At 68.0% G+C, this 14,684-nt stretch carries 15 protein-coding genes and 1 pseudogene; 8 read left to right on the top strand and 8 right to left on the bottom strand.

The features are described from left to right. Positions 1-299 (bottom strand): annotated as a pseudogene (locus WAL33_RS02385) (hypothetical protein); the annotation flags it as partial. Positions 300-413: 114 nt separating this feature from the next. On the opposite strand from WAL33_RS02385, the gene WAL33_RS02380 reads away from it, so the two are divergent. From WAL33_RS02380 to WAL33_RS02350, 7 genes are all read left to right on the top strand, one after another. Further along, positions 414-968: a DUF924 family protein gene (locus WAL33_RS02380; protein ID WP_422178119.1), complete on the top strand. Its 555-nt coding sequence runs from the start codon at positions 414-416 to the stop codon at positions 966-968. Positions 969-1,045: 77 nt separating this feature from the next. Then, positions 1,046-1,888, top strand: coding sequence for a thymidylate synthase (locus WAL33_RS02375; RefSeq protein ID WP_422178117.1), 843 nt, complete (start codon positions 1,046-1,048; stop codon positions 1,886-1,888). A 118-nt stretch (positions 1,889-2,006) separates the two neighbouring features. After that, complete coding sequence (locus WAL33_RS02370; RefSeq protein WP_422178115.1) at positions 2,007-3,065, top strand: hypothetical protein; 1,059 nt, start codon at positions 2,007-2,009, stop codon at positions 3,063-3,065. 45 nt (positions 3,066-3,110) lie between these two features. Beyond that, positions 3,111-3,626 carry a dihydrofolate reductase gene (locus tag WAL33_RS02365; protein WP_422178113.1) on the top strand — a complete coding sequence of 172 codons (516 nt, stop codon included), beginning with the start codon at positions 3,111-3,113 and terminating at the stop codon, positions 3,624-3,626. Then, on the top strand, positions 3,626-4,033 hold the full coding sequence (locus tag WAL33_RS02360) for a hypothetical protein (protein WP_422178111.1): 408 nt from the start codon (positions 3,626-3,628) through the stop codon (positions 4,031-4,033). Before WAL33_RS02365 ends, WAL33_RS02360 begins: the two co-directional genes overlap by 1 nt. Positions 4,034-4,159: 126 nt before the next feature. Then, a complete protein-coding gene (locus tag WAL33_RS02355) occupies positions 4,160-5,071 on the top strand; it encodes an SMP-30/gluconolactonase/LRE family protein (RefSeq protein ID WP_422178109.1) in 912 nt (303 codons plus the stop codon). Between the two features lie 105 nt (positions 5,072-5,176). Beyond that, positions 5,177-5,983, top strand: coding sequence for an SDR family NAD(P)-dependent oxidoreductase (locus tag WAL33_RS02350; RefSeq protein ID WP_422178107.1), 807 nt, complete (start codon positions 5,177-5,179; stop codon positions 5,981-5,983). A 133-nt stretch (positions 5,984-6,116) separates the two neighbouring features. Here WAL33_RS02350 and WAL33_RS02345 read toward each other — a convergent pair whose 3' ends face one another. From WAL33_RS02345 to WAL33_RS02325, 5 genes are all read right to left on the bottom strand, one after another. Further along, positions 6,117-7,208, bottom strand: coding sequence for an NADH:flavin oxidoreductase (locus WAL33_RS02345; protein WP_422178105.1), 1,092 nt, complete (start codon positions 7,206-7,208; stop codon positions 6,117-6,119). Positions 7,209-7,334: 126 nt separating this feature from the next. Then, on the bottom strand, positions 7,335-8,546 hold the full coding sequence (locus WAL33_RS02340) for an acyl-CoA dehydrogenase family protein (protein WP_422178103.1): 1,212 nt from the start codon (positions 8,544-8,546) through the stop codon (positions 7,335-7,337). Between the two features lie 5 nt (positions 8,547-8,551). Next, entirely contained in the window at positions 8,552-8,842 is a 291-nt protein-coding gene (locus WAL33_RS02335; RefSeq protein WP_422178101.1) for a putative quinol monooxygenase, read from the bottom strand. A 127-nt stretch (positions 8,843-8,969) separates the two neighbouring features. Next, on the bottom strand, positions 8,970-9,257 hold the full coding sequence (locus tag WAL33_RS02330; RefSeq protein WP_422178099.1) for a hypothetical protein: 288 nt from the start codon (positions 9,255-9,257) through the stop codon (positions 8,970-8,972). 113 nt (positions 9,258-9,370) lie between these two features. After that, complete coding sequence (locus tag WAL33_RS02325; RefSeq protein WP_422178097.1) at positions 9,371-10,066, bottom strand: TerB family tellurite resistance protein; 696 nt, start codon at positions 10,064-10,066, stop codon at positions 9,371-9,373. A 372-nt stretch (positions 10,067-10,438) separates the two neighbouring features. On the opposite strand from WAL33_RS02325, the gene WAL33_RS02320 reads away from it, so the two are divergent. Continuing rightward, the gene (locus WAL33_RS02320) at positions 10,439-11,221 is read left to right on the top strand and encodes a hypothetical protein (protein ID WP_422178095.1); all 783 of its coding nucleotides are present in this window, start codon (positions 10,439-10,441) and stop codon (positions 11,219-11,221) included. A gap of 52 nt (positions 11,222-11,273) precedes the next feature. On the opposite strand, the gene WAL33_RS02315 is transcribed toward WAL33_RS02320, so the two are convergent. Both WAL33_RS02315 and WAL33_RS02310 read right to left on the bottom strand, forming a co-directional pair. Continuing rightward, positions 11,274-12,719: a GH1 family beta-glucosidase gene (locus tag WAL33_RS02315; RefSeq protein WP_422178093.1), complete on the bottom strand. Its 1,446-nt coding sequence runs from the start codon at positions 12,717-12,719 to the stop codon at positions 11,274-11,276. A 237-nt stretch (positions 12,720-12,956) separates the two neighbouring features. Further along, positions 12,957-14,684 (bottom strand): DUF885 domain-containing protein (locus tag WAL33_RS02310; RefSeq protein WP_422178091.1); only part of this gene is annotated, 1,728 nt, incomplete at its 5' end.

Raw genomic sequence — 14,684 nt, 5'->3', positions numbered from 1 at the left:
GCCCGAGCCGACGGCGGGGTCTGGCCTCCGTCGGAGCGGGTCTCACGACCGCCGCGCGACCTGCGCCAACCGCCGCTTTCACCGCCGGAGAGTTCAGGTTGAGCTTGGGCCCGAGGTTGAGCCTGCGTCTGAGTCTGCGAGGGTTGCGGCCGTTGCGGACGCCAGCCGCCCTCCCTGCCCGAGCGCTCCTCGCGGGGAGCGGAGCTGTCCTGCATGCCGCCGAACCCCGCGCCGGCGGCCTGGGCGGCGGCCCCGCCCAGCAGGCTCAGAGCCATGGCCGTGGTGATCAGTCGCTTCATGTTTCCGAGTGCTCCAAGAGGCTTGCGGCCCCGTCGCTCATCCCTTGATATTTGAGTGTTGTCCCTGCTCCATGAACCGCGCTTGAACGTTCGCCACTCCTCAGGGGATTCTCCATGGCCGCCCATCCACAGGACGTGCTGAGCTTTTGGACCGCCGCCGGTCCGGACAAGTGGTTCGCCAAGTCCGACGCCTTCGACGACGCCATCCGCCTGAAGTTCGAACCCGTCCACCTGGCCGCCGCGCGGGGCAAGTACGACGCCTGGACCGCCGAAGCCGACGGCGCCCTGGCCCTGTTGATCCTGCTCGACCAGTTCCCGCGCAACCTCTATCGCGACAGCGGCCACGCCTTCGCCACCGACGGCAAGGCTCGGGCGATCGCCGCCGCGGCCGTGGCGGCCGGCCACGACAAGGCCGTCGCGCCCGCGCTGCGGCCGTTCTTCTACCTGCCCTACGAGCATTCGGAGTCGCTGGCCGACCAGGAGACCAGCATCGCCCTGTTCGAGGGGCTGCTGAAGGACACCGGCGACGCCGACAGCCTCAAATGGGCCATCGCCCACCGCGACATCATCGCCCGCTTCGGCCGCTTCCCGCACCGGAACAGGTGTCTGGGCCGGACCACGACGGCGGCGGAACAGGCGTTCCTGGATGAGGGCGGCTTCGCGGGCTAGGGACAAGTCTCCTAGTGCTGTGGATCGTCCAGTCCGCCGCACTACCAATCCACCCGATTCGCCCCCAAAGTCGGGCCATGAACGCCATCGCGCCCATCCACGCCGAACAGGCCGCCGCCGACCACCCCGAGCGGCAGTATCTGAACCTGCTCGCCGACATCCTGGAGAACGGCGTCCAGCGCGGCGACCGCACCGGCACCGGCACGCTGGGCGTGTTCGGCCGGCAGATCCGCTTCGACCTGTCCAAGGGCTTCCCGGTCCTGACCACCAAGAAGCTGCACCTGCGCTCGATCATCGTCGAATTGCTGTGGTTCCTGCGCGGCGACACCAACGTGAAGTACCTGCAGGACAACGGCTGCAAGATCTGGGACGAGTGGGCCGACGAGAACGGCGACCTGGGACCCGTCTATGGCAAGCAGTGGCGCTCGTGGGCCGCGCCGAACGGGCAATCGATAGACCAGATCGCCAACCTAGTCGAAGGCCTGAAGACCAATCCCAACAGCCGCCGCCACATCGTCAGCGCCTGGAACCCGGCCGAGGTCGAGGACATGGCCCTGCCCCCCTGCCACTGCCTGTTCCAGTTCTTCGTGGCGGATGGGAAACTCAGCTGCCAGCTCTACCAGCGCAGCGCCGACGTCTTCCTGGGCGTGCCGTTCAACATCGCCTCCTACGCCCTGCTGACCGTGATGGTCGCCCAGGTGGTAGGCCTGCAGCCCGGCGAGTTCGTCCACACCTTCGGCGACGCGCACCTCTATCTGAACCACCTGGACCAGGCCCGCGAACAGATCCAGCGCGAGCCCAAGCCCTTCCCCACCCTGAAGATGGCCGGCAAGCGCGACCTGTTCGCCTTCGAATACGAGGACTTCCAGCTGGAAGGCTACGAGGCCCACCCGCACATCAAGGCGGCGGTGGCGGTTTAGGCGGGCCAGGCACGGCAACACCTAGGCGCGGCGATTATGAACCTGTGGTAGAGCTTCCCGATCAAGTCGGGGAATGTCCATGCGGTTTAAGGTTTTTGGCGCGCTTGCCGGCGCACTCTTGGCCGTCTTGACCGCCTCGGCGGTCCAGGCCGCCGCTCCGCCGCCGGTCAGTCTGCGCTCGACTATTATCGTCCCCGTCATTCCTAAGGATTGGTTCGTCGGGACCTATTCCATCGACGGCCGCTCGGAACTAGGCGAGATCACGCCGAAGGATCAGGGCGGGGCCGCCTATGTCGACTTGATCGGCTTTAGCGTCACCCCTGCCCCGCCGGCCGCCACCCTGGTTCAAGTCTTAGAGGGCGCGCGCGCCGGGATGGGGGCGCGCTGTCCCCAACCGGCCGTGCGTGACGTGGCCGATCCCGCCATGCCCGCCTGGGGCCAGATCTTCCTCTACTGCCTGACGCCGAAGGACGGTGACATGGTGCTGGAAGTCACGGCCATGGCCTTCCAGCTTCGCGACGGCTACCTGTTCTCGACTTGGCGGGCTCGGCGCGAGCCCTTCGCCAAGACGACCGCCTTCATCAAGGCGCGACTGCCCTCTAGTGCGCCGATCGCCGGCCAGCCGGACGGCGCCTGGCGATATGACGAGGCTGCGTTGGATGCAGTGACCCCGGGCCTGGCCGCCAGCCTCTTCGCCGAGATCGCCAAGACGGAGGTCTGCAACCTGGCCACCGGCGAGATCTGCCCCTCGCTGCGCGCGCCCCCGGAACTCGCCAAGTCCACGGTCGCCATGCTGCTTATCGATGGCACGAACGAACTGACCATGCGCCAGACCATGACAGGCAACGATGGAAAGCCGGTCAGCGACTTCGCCAAACAGACCCTCGCCGCCGTCAAGGACGACTCGGCGGACAAGCCGTTCGAGACCCTGCAGGCGATCTCGCTGACGGATCATGACTGGTCGAGCGGCGCCGGCATGGCCGCCGCCCTGGCCCAGCCCCTGGCCGGCGCGCGGTCGGGCGGAGGAACTCTGTCGGCGGTCGATCACGAGGGAAAGGCTGACCTCGCCACCCGTGGACGGATGCAGGCCTATGTGGTCATGCTGTCCCGGCTGATCTGGCGGTTCGGCGTGACCCCCGAGCGCGAACACTTGGTGCTGACCGCCCCCGCGCGCTAGCGTCGACTTATCGACATCTTGCGCGGTTGAGGGTTAAGACAGGCCATGTCCGTTATCCTTACCGTCGGCCCCGTGGCCCGCTCGCTCAACGGCGTCATCGGCCGCGACAACGACCTGCCCTGGCGGCTGAAGTCCGACCTGCAGATCTTCAAGGCCTGCACGATGGGCAAGCCGGTGATCATGGGGCGCAAGACCTGGGACAGCCTGCCGCGCAAGCCGCTGCCGGGCCGGATGAACATCGTCCTGTCGCGCGACGGCTCGTTCGAGCCGCCCCAGGCGGTGGTCTGCGAAAGCTTCCTGGAGGCCGTGCAGATGGCCAAGGAGCAGGCGGCCGAGGACGGCGTGGACGAGGTCTGCGTGATCGGCGGGCGGGCCCTGTTCGAGACCGCCCTGCCCAAGGCCAAGCGGCTGTACCTGACCGAAGTGCAGGCTGAGGTCGAAGGCGACGTCGATTTCCCGCCCTTCGACGAGGCCGCCTGGACGGAAGTGCGCCGCGAGGCGCATCCTGCCGGTCCCGACGACGACCATGCCTTCGTCTTTCGTGTGCTGGAGCGCCGCTGATGCGTCCTCATCCCCGCTCGATGACCGTCCTCCTCTGCGCCCTGGTCCTTTGCGTCGGAACAGCCGCCGCCCAGGCCGATATCAGCCTGGGCCAGACCGACAGCCTGGCGCGGGCCGGGGCCACCGACGTGGTGGTGTTCAACGTGGTCAAGGTGCGGCCGCTGGACGGCGGCGACGTCGCTACGTGCCGGGTGTTCGGCCGGGCGATCCGGGCCGAACGCGGCAAGCGTTTTCGGCCCCGGCAGTCGGTGCGCCTGACGGTCCCCTGCGCGACGCAGGGCGCGGACGCCTCGGACGCCACGCCCAAGTGGGTGGATCGCGAGGCCCTGCAACGCTCGGCCCACGGCCGCGCCTTCCTGGGCGGCGACGGCGGGCTGATCGCCTACGAGCTCTATGACCTGAACTAGAGCCGGGGACACGCCGCAAGGGCATGTCCCCGGCCGAAGCTGCCCTATCGGAAACTTGCAGCCCCCCTTAAACGCCCGTTTACTCCCTGAGCACGCCCGTCAGAGGCGCCGTCCAGGGAGAGACGCATGGAGCTGGAACTCATCGCCGAGGGCCTGCGGTTTCCGGAAGGCCCGATCGCCATGGCCGACGGCTCGGTGATCCTCACCGAAATCCAGGGCCAGGTCCTGACCCGGGTGCATCCCGACGGCCGCAAGGAGACCGTCGCCCAGGTTCCCGGCGGCCCCAACGGCGCGGCCGTCGGCCCGGACGGGGCGATCTATGTCACCAACAACGGCGGCGCCTTCCAGTTCTTCGACCTGAACGGCCTGAACGTGCCCGGCCCCACCCCGCCCAGCCATAAGGGCGGGTCGATCCAGCGGGTCGAGGTCGCCACCGGCAAGGTCACGACCCTCTACACCCAATGCGAGGGCAAGCCCCTGGTCGGGCCCAACGATCTGGTGTTCGACAAGCAAGGCGGCTTCTGGTTCACCGATCATGGCTGCAGCACGCCGGAGGGCCGCAAGTTCGGGGCGCTGTACTACGCCCTGACCGACGGCTCGAAGATCACACGCTGGCGCGACCACTTCGTCTCGCCCAACGGCGTGGGCCTGTCACCAGACGAAAAGACCGTCTACATGGCCGACACCGTGCTGGGCCGGCTGTGGTCGTTCGACATCGCCGCGCCGGGCGTGCTGGCCGATCCCGCACCGCTGCTGCCGGGAAACGTGGTCTGCAACCTGCCGGGCTATCAGCTGCTGGACAGCCTGGCGGTCGAGGCCGACGGCAAGGTCTGCGTGGCCACGATCATCAACGGCGGGATCACCGCCTTCTCGCCGGACGGAACCACCGAGCACTTCGCCGTGCCCGACGCGATCGTCACCAACATCTGCTTTGGCGGCGCCGACATGCGGGACGCCTGGATCACAGCGTCGGGGACCGGCAAACTCTACAAGGCCAGGTGGCCGAGGCCGGGCCTGAAGCTGAATTTCAACGCCTGATCGTCCTGATCGTGACTTGAATTCACAAGTCCAGGTCCCCGCCGCGGCGTAGTCTGGCGCCGTTGCGGGACCATCTGAGGCCTCGTCAAACAACGGAGCCCAGCCATGGACCTCAAACTGAACGACAAGACCGCGCTGGTCACCGGCTCGACCGCCGGCATCGGCCTGGAGATCGCCCGCACCCTGGCCGCGGAGGGCGCCAAGGTGTTCGTCACCGGCCGCAGCCAGGCCAAGCTGGACGAGGCCCTCGCCGACATCCGCGCCTCCCTTAAGGCAAATGGGGGCGGCGCGAACGTCTCGGGCGTGCTGGCCGATGCAGGCACGGCGGAGGGTGCCCAGGCCATCCTGAAGGCCGTCCCGCAGGTCGACATCCTGGTCAACAACCTGGGCATCTACGAGATGAAGGCCTTTGCCGACATCACCGACGCCGACTGGCTGCATCTGTTCGAGGTCAATGTGATGAGCGGCGTGCGCCTGTCGCGCGGCTATTTTCCCGGCATGCTGGAGCGCAACTGGGGGCGGGTGATCTTCATCTCCAGCGAAAGCGGTCTCGCGATCCCCGGCGAGATGGTCCACTACGGCATGACCAAGAGCGCCCAACTGGCCGTCGCGCGCGGGATGGCCCAGCAGACCAAGGGCACAGGCGTGACGGTCAATTCGGTCCTGCCCGGCCCGACCCGCGCGGCGGCCATCGCCGATTTCCTCAAGAGCCTTTCCAGCAACCCGAACGCCTCCCCGGAAGAGCATGAAGCCGAGTTCTTCCAGAAGCACCGCTCGTCGTCGCTGCTGCAGCGGATGATCGAGCCCCAGGAGGTGGCCAGCCTGGTCGCCTATGTCGCCAGCCCGCTGTCGGCGGCGACCAACGGGGCCTCGCTGAAGGTCGAAGGCGGGTTGGTGACGACGATCGCGTAGGCGGAGGAAGCCCCTTCCGGCCCTCCGGGCCACCTCCCCCAGAGGGGGAGGATCTAAGAACAGATGCTCCCCCTCTGGGGGAGCTGTCGCGGAGCGACTGAGGGGGCCTGCGGCGCAAGCCCCCTTACGGACCCTAGTACAGAACCCCCAGCGCCTCGCGCTCGAAGTTCTTGAGCTCGTCGGTGCGCCCGTCGCGGATCTTCACCACCCATTCGGGGTCCTGCAGCAGCGCGCGGCCGACGCCGACCAGGTCGAACTCGCCGCGCTCCAGGCGCTCCAGCAGGCCGTCGATCGAGGCGGGCTGGCTGCCCTCGCCGCCGAACGCCGCGATGAACTCGCCCGACAGGCCCACCGAGCCCACGGTTATGGTCGGGGCGCCGGTCAGCTTCTTGGCCCAGCCGGCGAAGTTGAGGTCGCTGCCCTCGAACTCCGGCTCCCAGAACCGGCGTTGCGAGCAGTGGAAGATGTCGGCGCCGGCGTCGGCCAGGGGCTGCAGCCAGGCTTCCAGCAGCTTGGGGGTCTCGGCGTTCCGGGCCGTGTAGTCCTGCTGCTTCCACTGCGACAGGCGGATGATCACCGGATAGTCGGGGCCGACGGCGGCGCGGACGGCCTTCAGGATCTCGGCGGCGAACTTACTGCGCTCGCCGATGGTGGCGCCACCGAACGCGTCGTGGCGGAGATTGGTGCCCTTCCAGAAAAACTGGTCGATCAGGTAGCCGTGGGCGGCATGCAGCTCGATGGCGTCGAAGCCCAGGGCCTTGGCGTTGGCGGCGGCGCTGGCGAAGGCGGCGATGGTGTCCGCCACGTCGGCGTCGGTCATCGGCTCGGTGAACGGCGCGCCGCCCGGCTTGGAGATGCCGGAGGGGCTGTCGATCTTGCCCAGCACGTCCTTGCCCTTGGCCGAACCCACATGCCACAGCTGCGGCGCGATCAGACCGCCGGCGGCGTGCACCTCGTCGACCACCGTCTTCCAGGCCGCCAGTTCCTTGTCGCCATGGAAGCGCGGGATGTTGGCGTCGTTCAGCGAGGCCGGCCGGGCCACGCCCGTGCCCTCGGTGATGATCAGCCCCACCTGGTTCTCTGCGCGGCGACGGTAATAGGCGGCGACCTCGTCGGTTGGCACGCCGCCGGGCGAGAACGAGCGGGTCATCGGCGCCATCACCACCCGGTTGGGCAGCTTCAGCGACTTGAATTCGAACGGCTTGAACAGGGCGTCGAGGGCCATGGGAAGGTTCCGAAAAACAGTTGTTTGAAAAACTTATGCAGTGGGTTTTGTTTCAGGACTAATCAGAAAAACTGAAATGGCGATTGTACGGATGGGGACAGGCGCATGCGCCTGTCCCCAGTGCGATCAGAGCCCCAGCACCAGCTTGGTGATGATGTTCTTCTGGATCTCGCTGGAGCCCGCATAGATCGTGGTCTTGCGATAGCTGAAATAGGCCGGGGCGACGGGGCCGGCGTAGTCCGGTCCGGCGCGGCCTTCGTTGGTGGTCGCCCAGGTGTCGCGCACGAACGGCGCGGCGTAGGATCCGACCGCCTCGAGCGCCAGTTCGGTGATCGCCTGCTGGGTTTCCGAGCCTGCCAGCTTCAACATCGATGAGGCCGGTCCCACCGCTTTGCCGGCGCCCCGCCCGGAGAAGATCCGCAGCTCGGTGGCGTTCAGCGACTCCACGGCGATCTCCAGCTCGGCGATCTTGCGGCGGAAGTCCGGGTCCTCGATCAGCGCCCCGCCGTCATCAGCCCGCTCGACCGCCGCGATCTTCTTCACCTTACGCAGCATGTGCATCAGCCCGGGCGCATAGGCATTGCCGCGCTCGAACTCGAGCAGGTATTTGGCGTAGGTCCAGCCCTTGTTCTCCTCGCCGATCCGGTTGGCGACCGGCACGCGGACATTGTCGAAGAAGACCTGGTTGATCTCCTGCTCGCCCTCGGCAGGGCCGTCCAGGGTGGGCAGCGGCTTGATCTGGATGCCGGGCAGGGTCATGGGCAGCAGCAGGAAGCTGATGCCCTCCTGCGGCTTGCCCTCGCTCGACGTGCGCACCAGGCAGAACATCCAGTCGGCCCACTGGGCGTGGGTGGTCCAGATTTTCGAGCCGTTCAGCACATAGTCGTCACCGTCGCGCTCGGCCTTCATCTGAAGCGACGCCAAGTCCGATCCCGAGCCGGGTTCGGAATAGCCCTGGCACCACCAGATGTCGGACGACAGGATCGGCGGCAGGTGCTGGGCCTTCTGCTCGGGCGTGCCGAACGCCATGACCACCGGCGCGCACATCTTCAACCCCATCGGCGAGGGATTGGGCGTGCCGGCCAGCGACAGCTCCATGTTGAAGATGTAGCGCTGCGAGGGAGTGAAACCCGCTCCACCAAGCTCGACCGGCCAGTCCGGCGCGGCCCAGCCGCGCTCGAACAGCTTCTTCTGCCACTTCACCTGGCCGGCCTTGTCCAGATAGCCGTTCTTCGACTGCGCCACCTTGCGGCGCAGGTCGTCGTCGAACGCCGTGGCGATCCAGTCGCGGACTTCCTGCTGAAAGGCCAGGTCGTCGGGCGAAAAGGCGAGATCCAAGGCCCCTACTCGACCGCGTCGAGATATTCGATCTCGGGACGACCGGCCATGAACGGACCCATGGCCGCGCCCGCGGCCTTGAAATAGTCGGTCCCGCCGTGGGCCTTGAGCGCGTCTTCCGAGGCGTAGAGCTCCAGCACCTTGTAGACGCCGCCCTCGGTCCTGCTCTTGGTCAGTTGATAGGTCAGGCAGCCGGGCTCGTTGGCCTTCACCTTGGCCGCCAGGTCCAGGAACACCTTTTCGAAGTCCGCGGCCTTGTCGACCTGCACCTTCAGCACCGCCACCACGCCGATCATGTCGTCCTCCCGAGGCCTTCGGCCAAACACTTGTTTGAAGGCAGTGTCGGGGAAGCCGAGGCGTAGGGCAAGGGGTCCCGGGCACAAGGCCCGGGATGACGACCCTAATGAGATCGTTGGAAGCGGCTTATCGCCGCTCGTTCCAGCCGTAGGCCACCCACGAGTGGCCGCCCATGTGGCGGGCTTCGATCAGGCCGGGGTCGCCGCTGGGGGCGGCGGCGGTCGGGGTGCGTCCACGCAGGGCGAAGGCGGCCAGGCCGAGAAGGGCCGTGGCCATGAAGCCGATGACCACCAGGGTGGCGGCGAACACCACCGCGATGACGGCCGCGACGGCCACGGCGATGGAGGTCGCCACGGCGCCGGCCAGGGTGACCAAGCTGCGCCAAGCGACGCCGGTAGCCTTAGCTGTCTCCATCGTCATCCTCGCAACCGAGTCCTATCCATGGGTTCAAGATGGGGCGCCGGTACTGAACATCAACTGAACACCCGCCCGGTCGTCCCGTAAAATGAATTCCGCGCCAATCAGGCCTAATTGGCGCCCAGACCGGCTAATTCGCGGCGTTCGCGCATCACCGTGCTGAAGGCGGCGTTGATCGCGGCTGACTTGGCCTCGGCCACCTCGATGAACTCCAACGGCAGGCCGCGGGCCCGGGCGCGGTCGGGGTGGGCCTCCGACATCGCCGTGCGCCAGGCCGAGTGCACCACCGCGTCTTCGGCGTCGGCCGGCACGTCGAGGATGCGGTAGGGGTCGTCCGGCCCGGTCCCGACGTGGGTGGCGGTCAGGCGGCGGAACGACAGCGGCGACATGCCGAACAGATCGGCCACACGCTCCAGATAGCTGAGCTCGTCCTGGGTCACCGCCCCGTCGGCCTTGGCGATGTGGAACAGGCCGTCCAGCACGTCCTCGAGGATCTGCGGGCAGGTGCGATAGCGCTTGGCCAGCCGCTTGGCGTAGCTCTCGAAGCCGTGGGTCGTCTGACGCGCCAGATCGTAGAGCCGATGGATGTTGTTTTCCGACTCCGGATCGGGGTGGAACACCTCGGCGAAAGCGGCGTACTCGTCGCCGTCGGCCGAGCCGTCGGCCCTGGCCAGCTTGGCGCCCAGCGCCGTCACCGCCGTCGAGAAGGCAGGGTCCTGCCCCGGCAGACCCGGCGGACATTCCTGGCATTCGGCCATGTCCAGCCGGCGCGCGGCAAGGGTTGCGATGTTACGCCAGAAGGTCATGGCTGCGACGAAAGTCCAGAAGCGTGGCGGGGTGATGGCAAGTGGAGATACGTCGCCCGCCCCTCAACGGATCACGCTCCCGTTTCGGCTTCTAGCATAAAAACGCTCCGCCCCCACCCGGTCCTTGCTGCGGCGCACATTGAAACTTTGTAACGTGCGGAAGAACGGCCGACTCGCGCAACGCTCGGCTGCGCACAGGAATCTTTGCAGCAGACGGAGCCTTTTGACCGTTCCGTTCGTTATGGCGCCGCTTGGTCCGCCGTGGTGCGAAAACATTCCGGCGCCATGCTCCGGTCCCAATGGGGCCGAAAATGCTCTATTCGAACGCGACCGACTCTCTGAGCGACGCCCCATAAGAGGACTTCCGCCCGCATGGCGACCGCCTTCCTTTTCGCCCTGGCCCTGATCGCCCAGGACGCCCCCGTCTCCACCGCGCCGACCGCCACCGCTCCCCCAGCCCGCACCACGCCGGCCAACACCCCGCCGACCGACGACTACGGCTATGTCGGCTGGTGCTACGGCGCGCTGGGCGGCTATGCCGACCTGTACGACAAGGTGATGCCCGAGGTCACCCGCATCGAGAAGGCCTTCCCCGGTCCGCGCGGCTACGCCGCGGCCATGAAGGAATATCCGGCCATGCGCGACCAGGCCCGGAAAGACCTGCTAGTCTATCGCTCGGCCATCGTCGCGGCTGAAAAGGCCAGCCCCCGTCCGATCTCGGAATATGGCGCGGCGGCGGTCAAGAAGGGCCGCTCGGTCTGGGCCGGCTCCGAACAGGTCGACAAGGCTCGCCTGGCTCAGGTGTGGATGAGCTGGAGCCCCCCCGGCGACTGCGAGACCCGCGCCAAGACCCTGGAGACCAAGTCCGCCCTGTTCGGCCAGGCCCTGAACTACAACGTCAAGAAGGACTCGGCCCCCTCGGCGACCGAACCGGGCCCCGCCGCGGAAGCCGCTGCGCCGGTCGCGGAACCTGAAGCGCCGGCTCCGGCCGCCGACGCCGCCGCCTTGCCTCCGATCGGCGCCACGCCCGCGGCCTTGCCGATCGCCGCCAAGGGCGAGGTCATCATCGATCCCGCCAATCCCCAGCCCTGCGCCGGCAGCCTGGTCCCCGCCAAGCGCGGCGGCAAGAACGTGCTGATCTGCAAGGTGGACTGAGGGTTCTCGCCATCCCTTGGGGGCATGCACCTGCGCATGTCCCCAACCGCACCTAGGCGCTGGGCAGCAGCCCCGTCGTCGCCACCTGCTTGAACCAGCCGTACGACGCCTTGGGCGTTCGCACGCCGGTCGCGCGGTCCATCGCCACCAGGCCGAACTTGGAGGTGTAGCCGATGTCCCATTCCCAGTTGTCGATCAGGGTCCAGGCGAAATAGCCGCCGATCCGAGAGCCGGCCTCCATGGCGCTCTTCACCGCCTGCAGGTGCCGGCGCAGGTACTGGGTGCGGAAGCCGTCGTCGATCACCGCCGGCCCGGTCCCAAACGGGTCCGAGCAGCCGTTCTCGGTGATCAGAACCGGCGGGTTGCCGTAGTCGCGGCGGACCATTTCCAGCACCTCGACCAGGCCCGACGGATCGATCTGCCGGCCGAAGGCGTCCAACTCCGCGCCCTTGGGCGGCGCGCCGGGGGCGATGTGGCTGGGGCTGGCCAGGTCCAGCTTCACATAGGCCGGGGCGTAGTAATTGACCCCCAGGAAGTCGATCGGCTGGCGGATGACCGCAAGGTCGCCGTCGCGGACGTGGCCCTTGAGGAAGTCGTCCATCAGGTCCGGATAGGTCCCCTTCAGCAGCGGGTCCAGCCAGGTGCGGTTCCACAGGGCGTCCAGCCCGTCGGCCGCCGGACGGTTCCAGAACGCCAGCGGACCGCCCGAAGCGCGGCAGGGCTGCAGCGCCTGGGTCGTGCCGATCCGCAGGTCGCCCTGCGCCGCGCGCAGAGCCTGGATCGCCAGGCCCTGGCCCAGGTTCATGTGGTGCGTGGTCGGGCCCAGCAGGGCGATGTCCTTCAGTCCCGGCGCCTGCTCGCCCAGCACATGGCCGAACACCGTATGCACGGCCGGCTCGTTGAGGGTGATGATGTGCTTGAGCCGATCGCCCAGCCGGGCGGCCACGGCGGCGGCGTAGTCGGCGAAGCTCCTGGCGGTGTCGCGCGCGCTCCAGCCGCCCTTGTCCTGCAGGGCCTGGGGCAGGTCCCAATGGAACAGCGTGGCGTAGGGCGTGATCCCCTTGGCCAGACAGGCGTCGACCAGCCGCTCGTAGTGGTCCAGGCCGGCGGCGTTGACGGTGCCCGCCCCCGTGGGCAGCACCCGCGACCAGGCGATCGAAAAGCGGAACGCCTTCAGCCCCGCCCCGGCGATCAGGTCGACGTCCTCGGCGTAGCGGCGATAGCTGTCGGTGGCTAGGTCGGCGTTCGAGCCGTCCTTGATCCGGCCCGGCTGCTTTTCGAAGGTGTCCCAGATGGTGGGGCCGCGACCGTCGGCGGTGGGCGAGCCCTCGGTCTGGAAGGCCGCCGTCGCCACGCCCCAGACGAAGTCGTCGGGAAACTGGCGAGACTTGACCGCCGCCTCGGTCGGGCCGACGCGGTCGCAACCGCTGAGGCCGGCGCTCGCCGCGCCGCCGATCGCCAGCGCGCCAAGCGCCCGACGGCTGATGCCGTTGTCCACTTTCGCCCCCTACCCCACCGGAGGTCGAAGGCCTCCGTGCAAGGTCAGGATGAGCGCAAAGCGCGAGGTTTGGCTAGGGTCTCTCTTGCCCCCAACCTCCGCTCATCCCGGCGAATGCCGGGACCCAGATCCCATAGCAGCGTGGCGGGTTGGACGGGCTCAGCTTTACTGGCGTCAGCCTCAAAGCTATTCCATCTGGGTCCCGGCGTTCGCCGGGATGAGCGGATTCAGGGGGCCTCAGGCAGCCCGCCGTCCCTTCACATAGGAGTCGATCACGCCCTCCAACTCGGTCAGCGGGACGTTGCCGCCCATCACCACCGCGTCGTCGAAGGTCCGCAGGTCGAAGCGTGCGCCGAGCGCGGCCTGGGCCTTGCTGCGCAAGCGGACGATTTCGCCGTGACCGACCTTGTAGCCGCAAGCCTGGCCCGGCCAGGCGCAGTAGCGGTCGACCTCGCCCTGCACCTCCTCGCGGGTCGAGCCGTTGGTGGTCACGAACCAGTCGATGGCCTGGTCGCGGGTCCAGCGCTTGGCGTGGATGCCGGTGTCGACCACCAGGCGGCAGGCCCGGAAGGCGATCGACTGCAGGTAACCCAGCTGGCCCAGCGGATCGCCCTCATAGGCGCCCAGCTCGTCGGCCAACTGTTCCGCGTAGAGGGCCCAGCCCTCTGAATAGGCGTTGAAGGCCAGCAGCGAACGGACCAGCGGCAGCTTGTAGGTGTATTCGCCCTGCCAGATGTGGCCCGGCAGGCCCTCGTGATAGGTCAGGGTCGGCAGGCCGTAGCGCGGCCACATGCCCGTGTCGCGCAGATTGATGTAGTAGTTGCCGGGCACCGTGCCGTCGATCGAACCGGCCGCCGCATAGCCGCCCGGCGCGCCGTCCTGGATCTCGACCGGCACCCGTTTGATCAGCAGATTGCCCGGCACCATCGTGGCGAAGGCCCGCGGCAGGCGCGTGCGGATGTCGGCCACCCGGCCGTTCAGATAGGCCAGGATCTGGGCCCGGCCCTCGTCGGTGTTGGGGAACAGGTTCCTGGGGTCCTCGCCCAGCGCCTTCATCCGCGCCCCGACGCTGCCCTGGGTCAGGCCCTGGGCCTTCAGCAGGGTGTCCATGCGCGAAGACAGCGCCTTCAGCGCCTCCTGGCCCATCTGGTGGACCTCGTCGGGGGTCAGGCGGCTCGTCGTGCCGGCCCGCAGCGCCCAAGCGTAATAGGCCTCGCCGTTCGGCAATTTCCAGGCGCCGGCGTCCGACGTCGCCTTGGCGCGGTGAGCGGTCAGCTCGGCGATCTGACGGTCCATGGCCGGCGCGATCTGGCCCTCGACGATGGCGGCGGCGCGGCGCGCGTGGTCGCCCGGGATGTCCTTGGCCTTCTTGGCCAGGCCGACGACCAGGCCCCAGTCGGCGATCGGCTGGGCGCGGGCGCCCTTCTGCTGTTTCAGCGTCTTGTCCAACAGGAAGTCCGGCGCGATCACGCCCATCGCGCCGTCATGTTTCAGCCGCGCCGTCTCGCCGTCCAGCTGGGCGGCGTAGAGCTCCAGGCGGCTCAGATAGGACTCGACGTCCGCGGCGCTCGTCACCCCGTGCAGGCTGTCCAGGAAGTCCGGCGTCTCGACGAAGGCCCCGGTGTTCTGGGCCACCACATAGGGCGCGTTACGGTACGACCATTGCGAAGACAGGCCGATGGCGTCGCCATAGGGGAAGTCGAAGCCTTCCACGGCAAGTTCGTGAGCGGTCTGGACGACGCCGAGGTCCAGGGCGGTCGCCGGGCTCAGCCCCTTGCGATCGATCGCCTTCATCCTGGCCACCCGCGCCTTGGCGGCGGCGGCCAGCCTGTCGCGGCCTTGCAGGGAACGATCGGTCAGGCTGGATTTCAGCCCAGCCCGCGCGCCCTTGTCCAGGCCCAGGGCCGAGGCGTTTTCGGGATACTCCCGCATCAGGTCTTCGGCGACCTTGGACAGCAGGGCCTC

This window comes from Caulobacter sp., assembly GCF_049283275.1.
Lineage (GTDB): Bacteria > Pseudomonadota > Alphaproteobacteria > Caulobacterales > Caulobacteraceae > Caulobacter.
The sequence above is the reverse complement of the archived record's forward strand: the minus strand, read 5'-3'. Positions and strand labels throughout refer to the sequence as shown.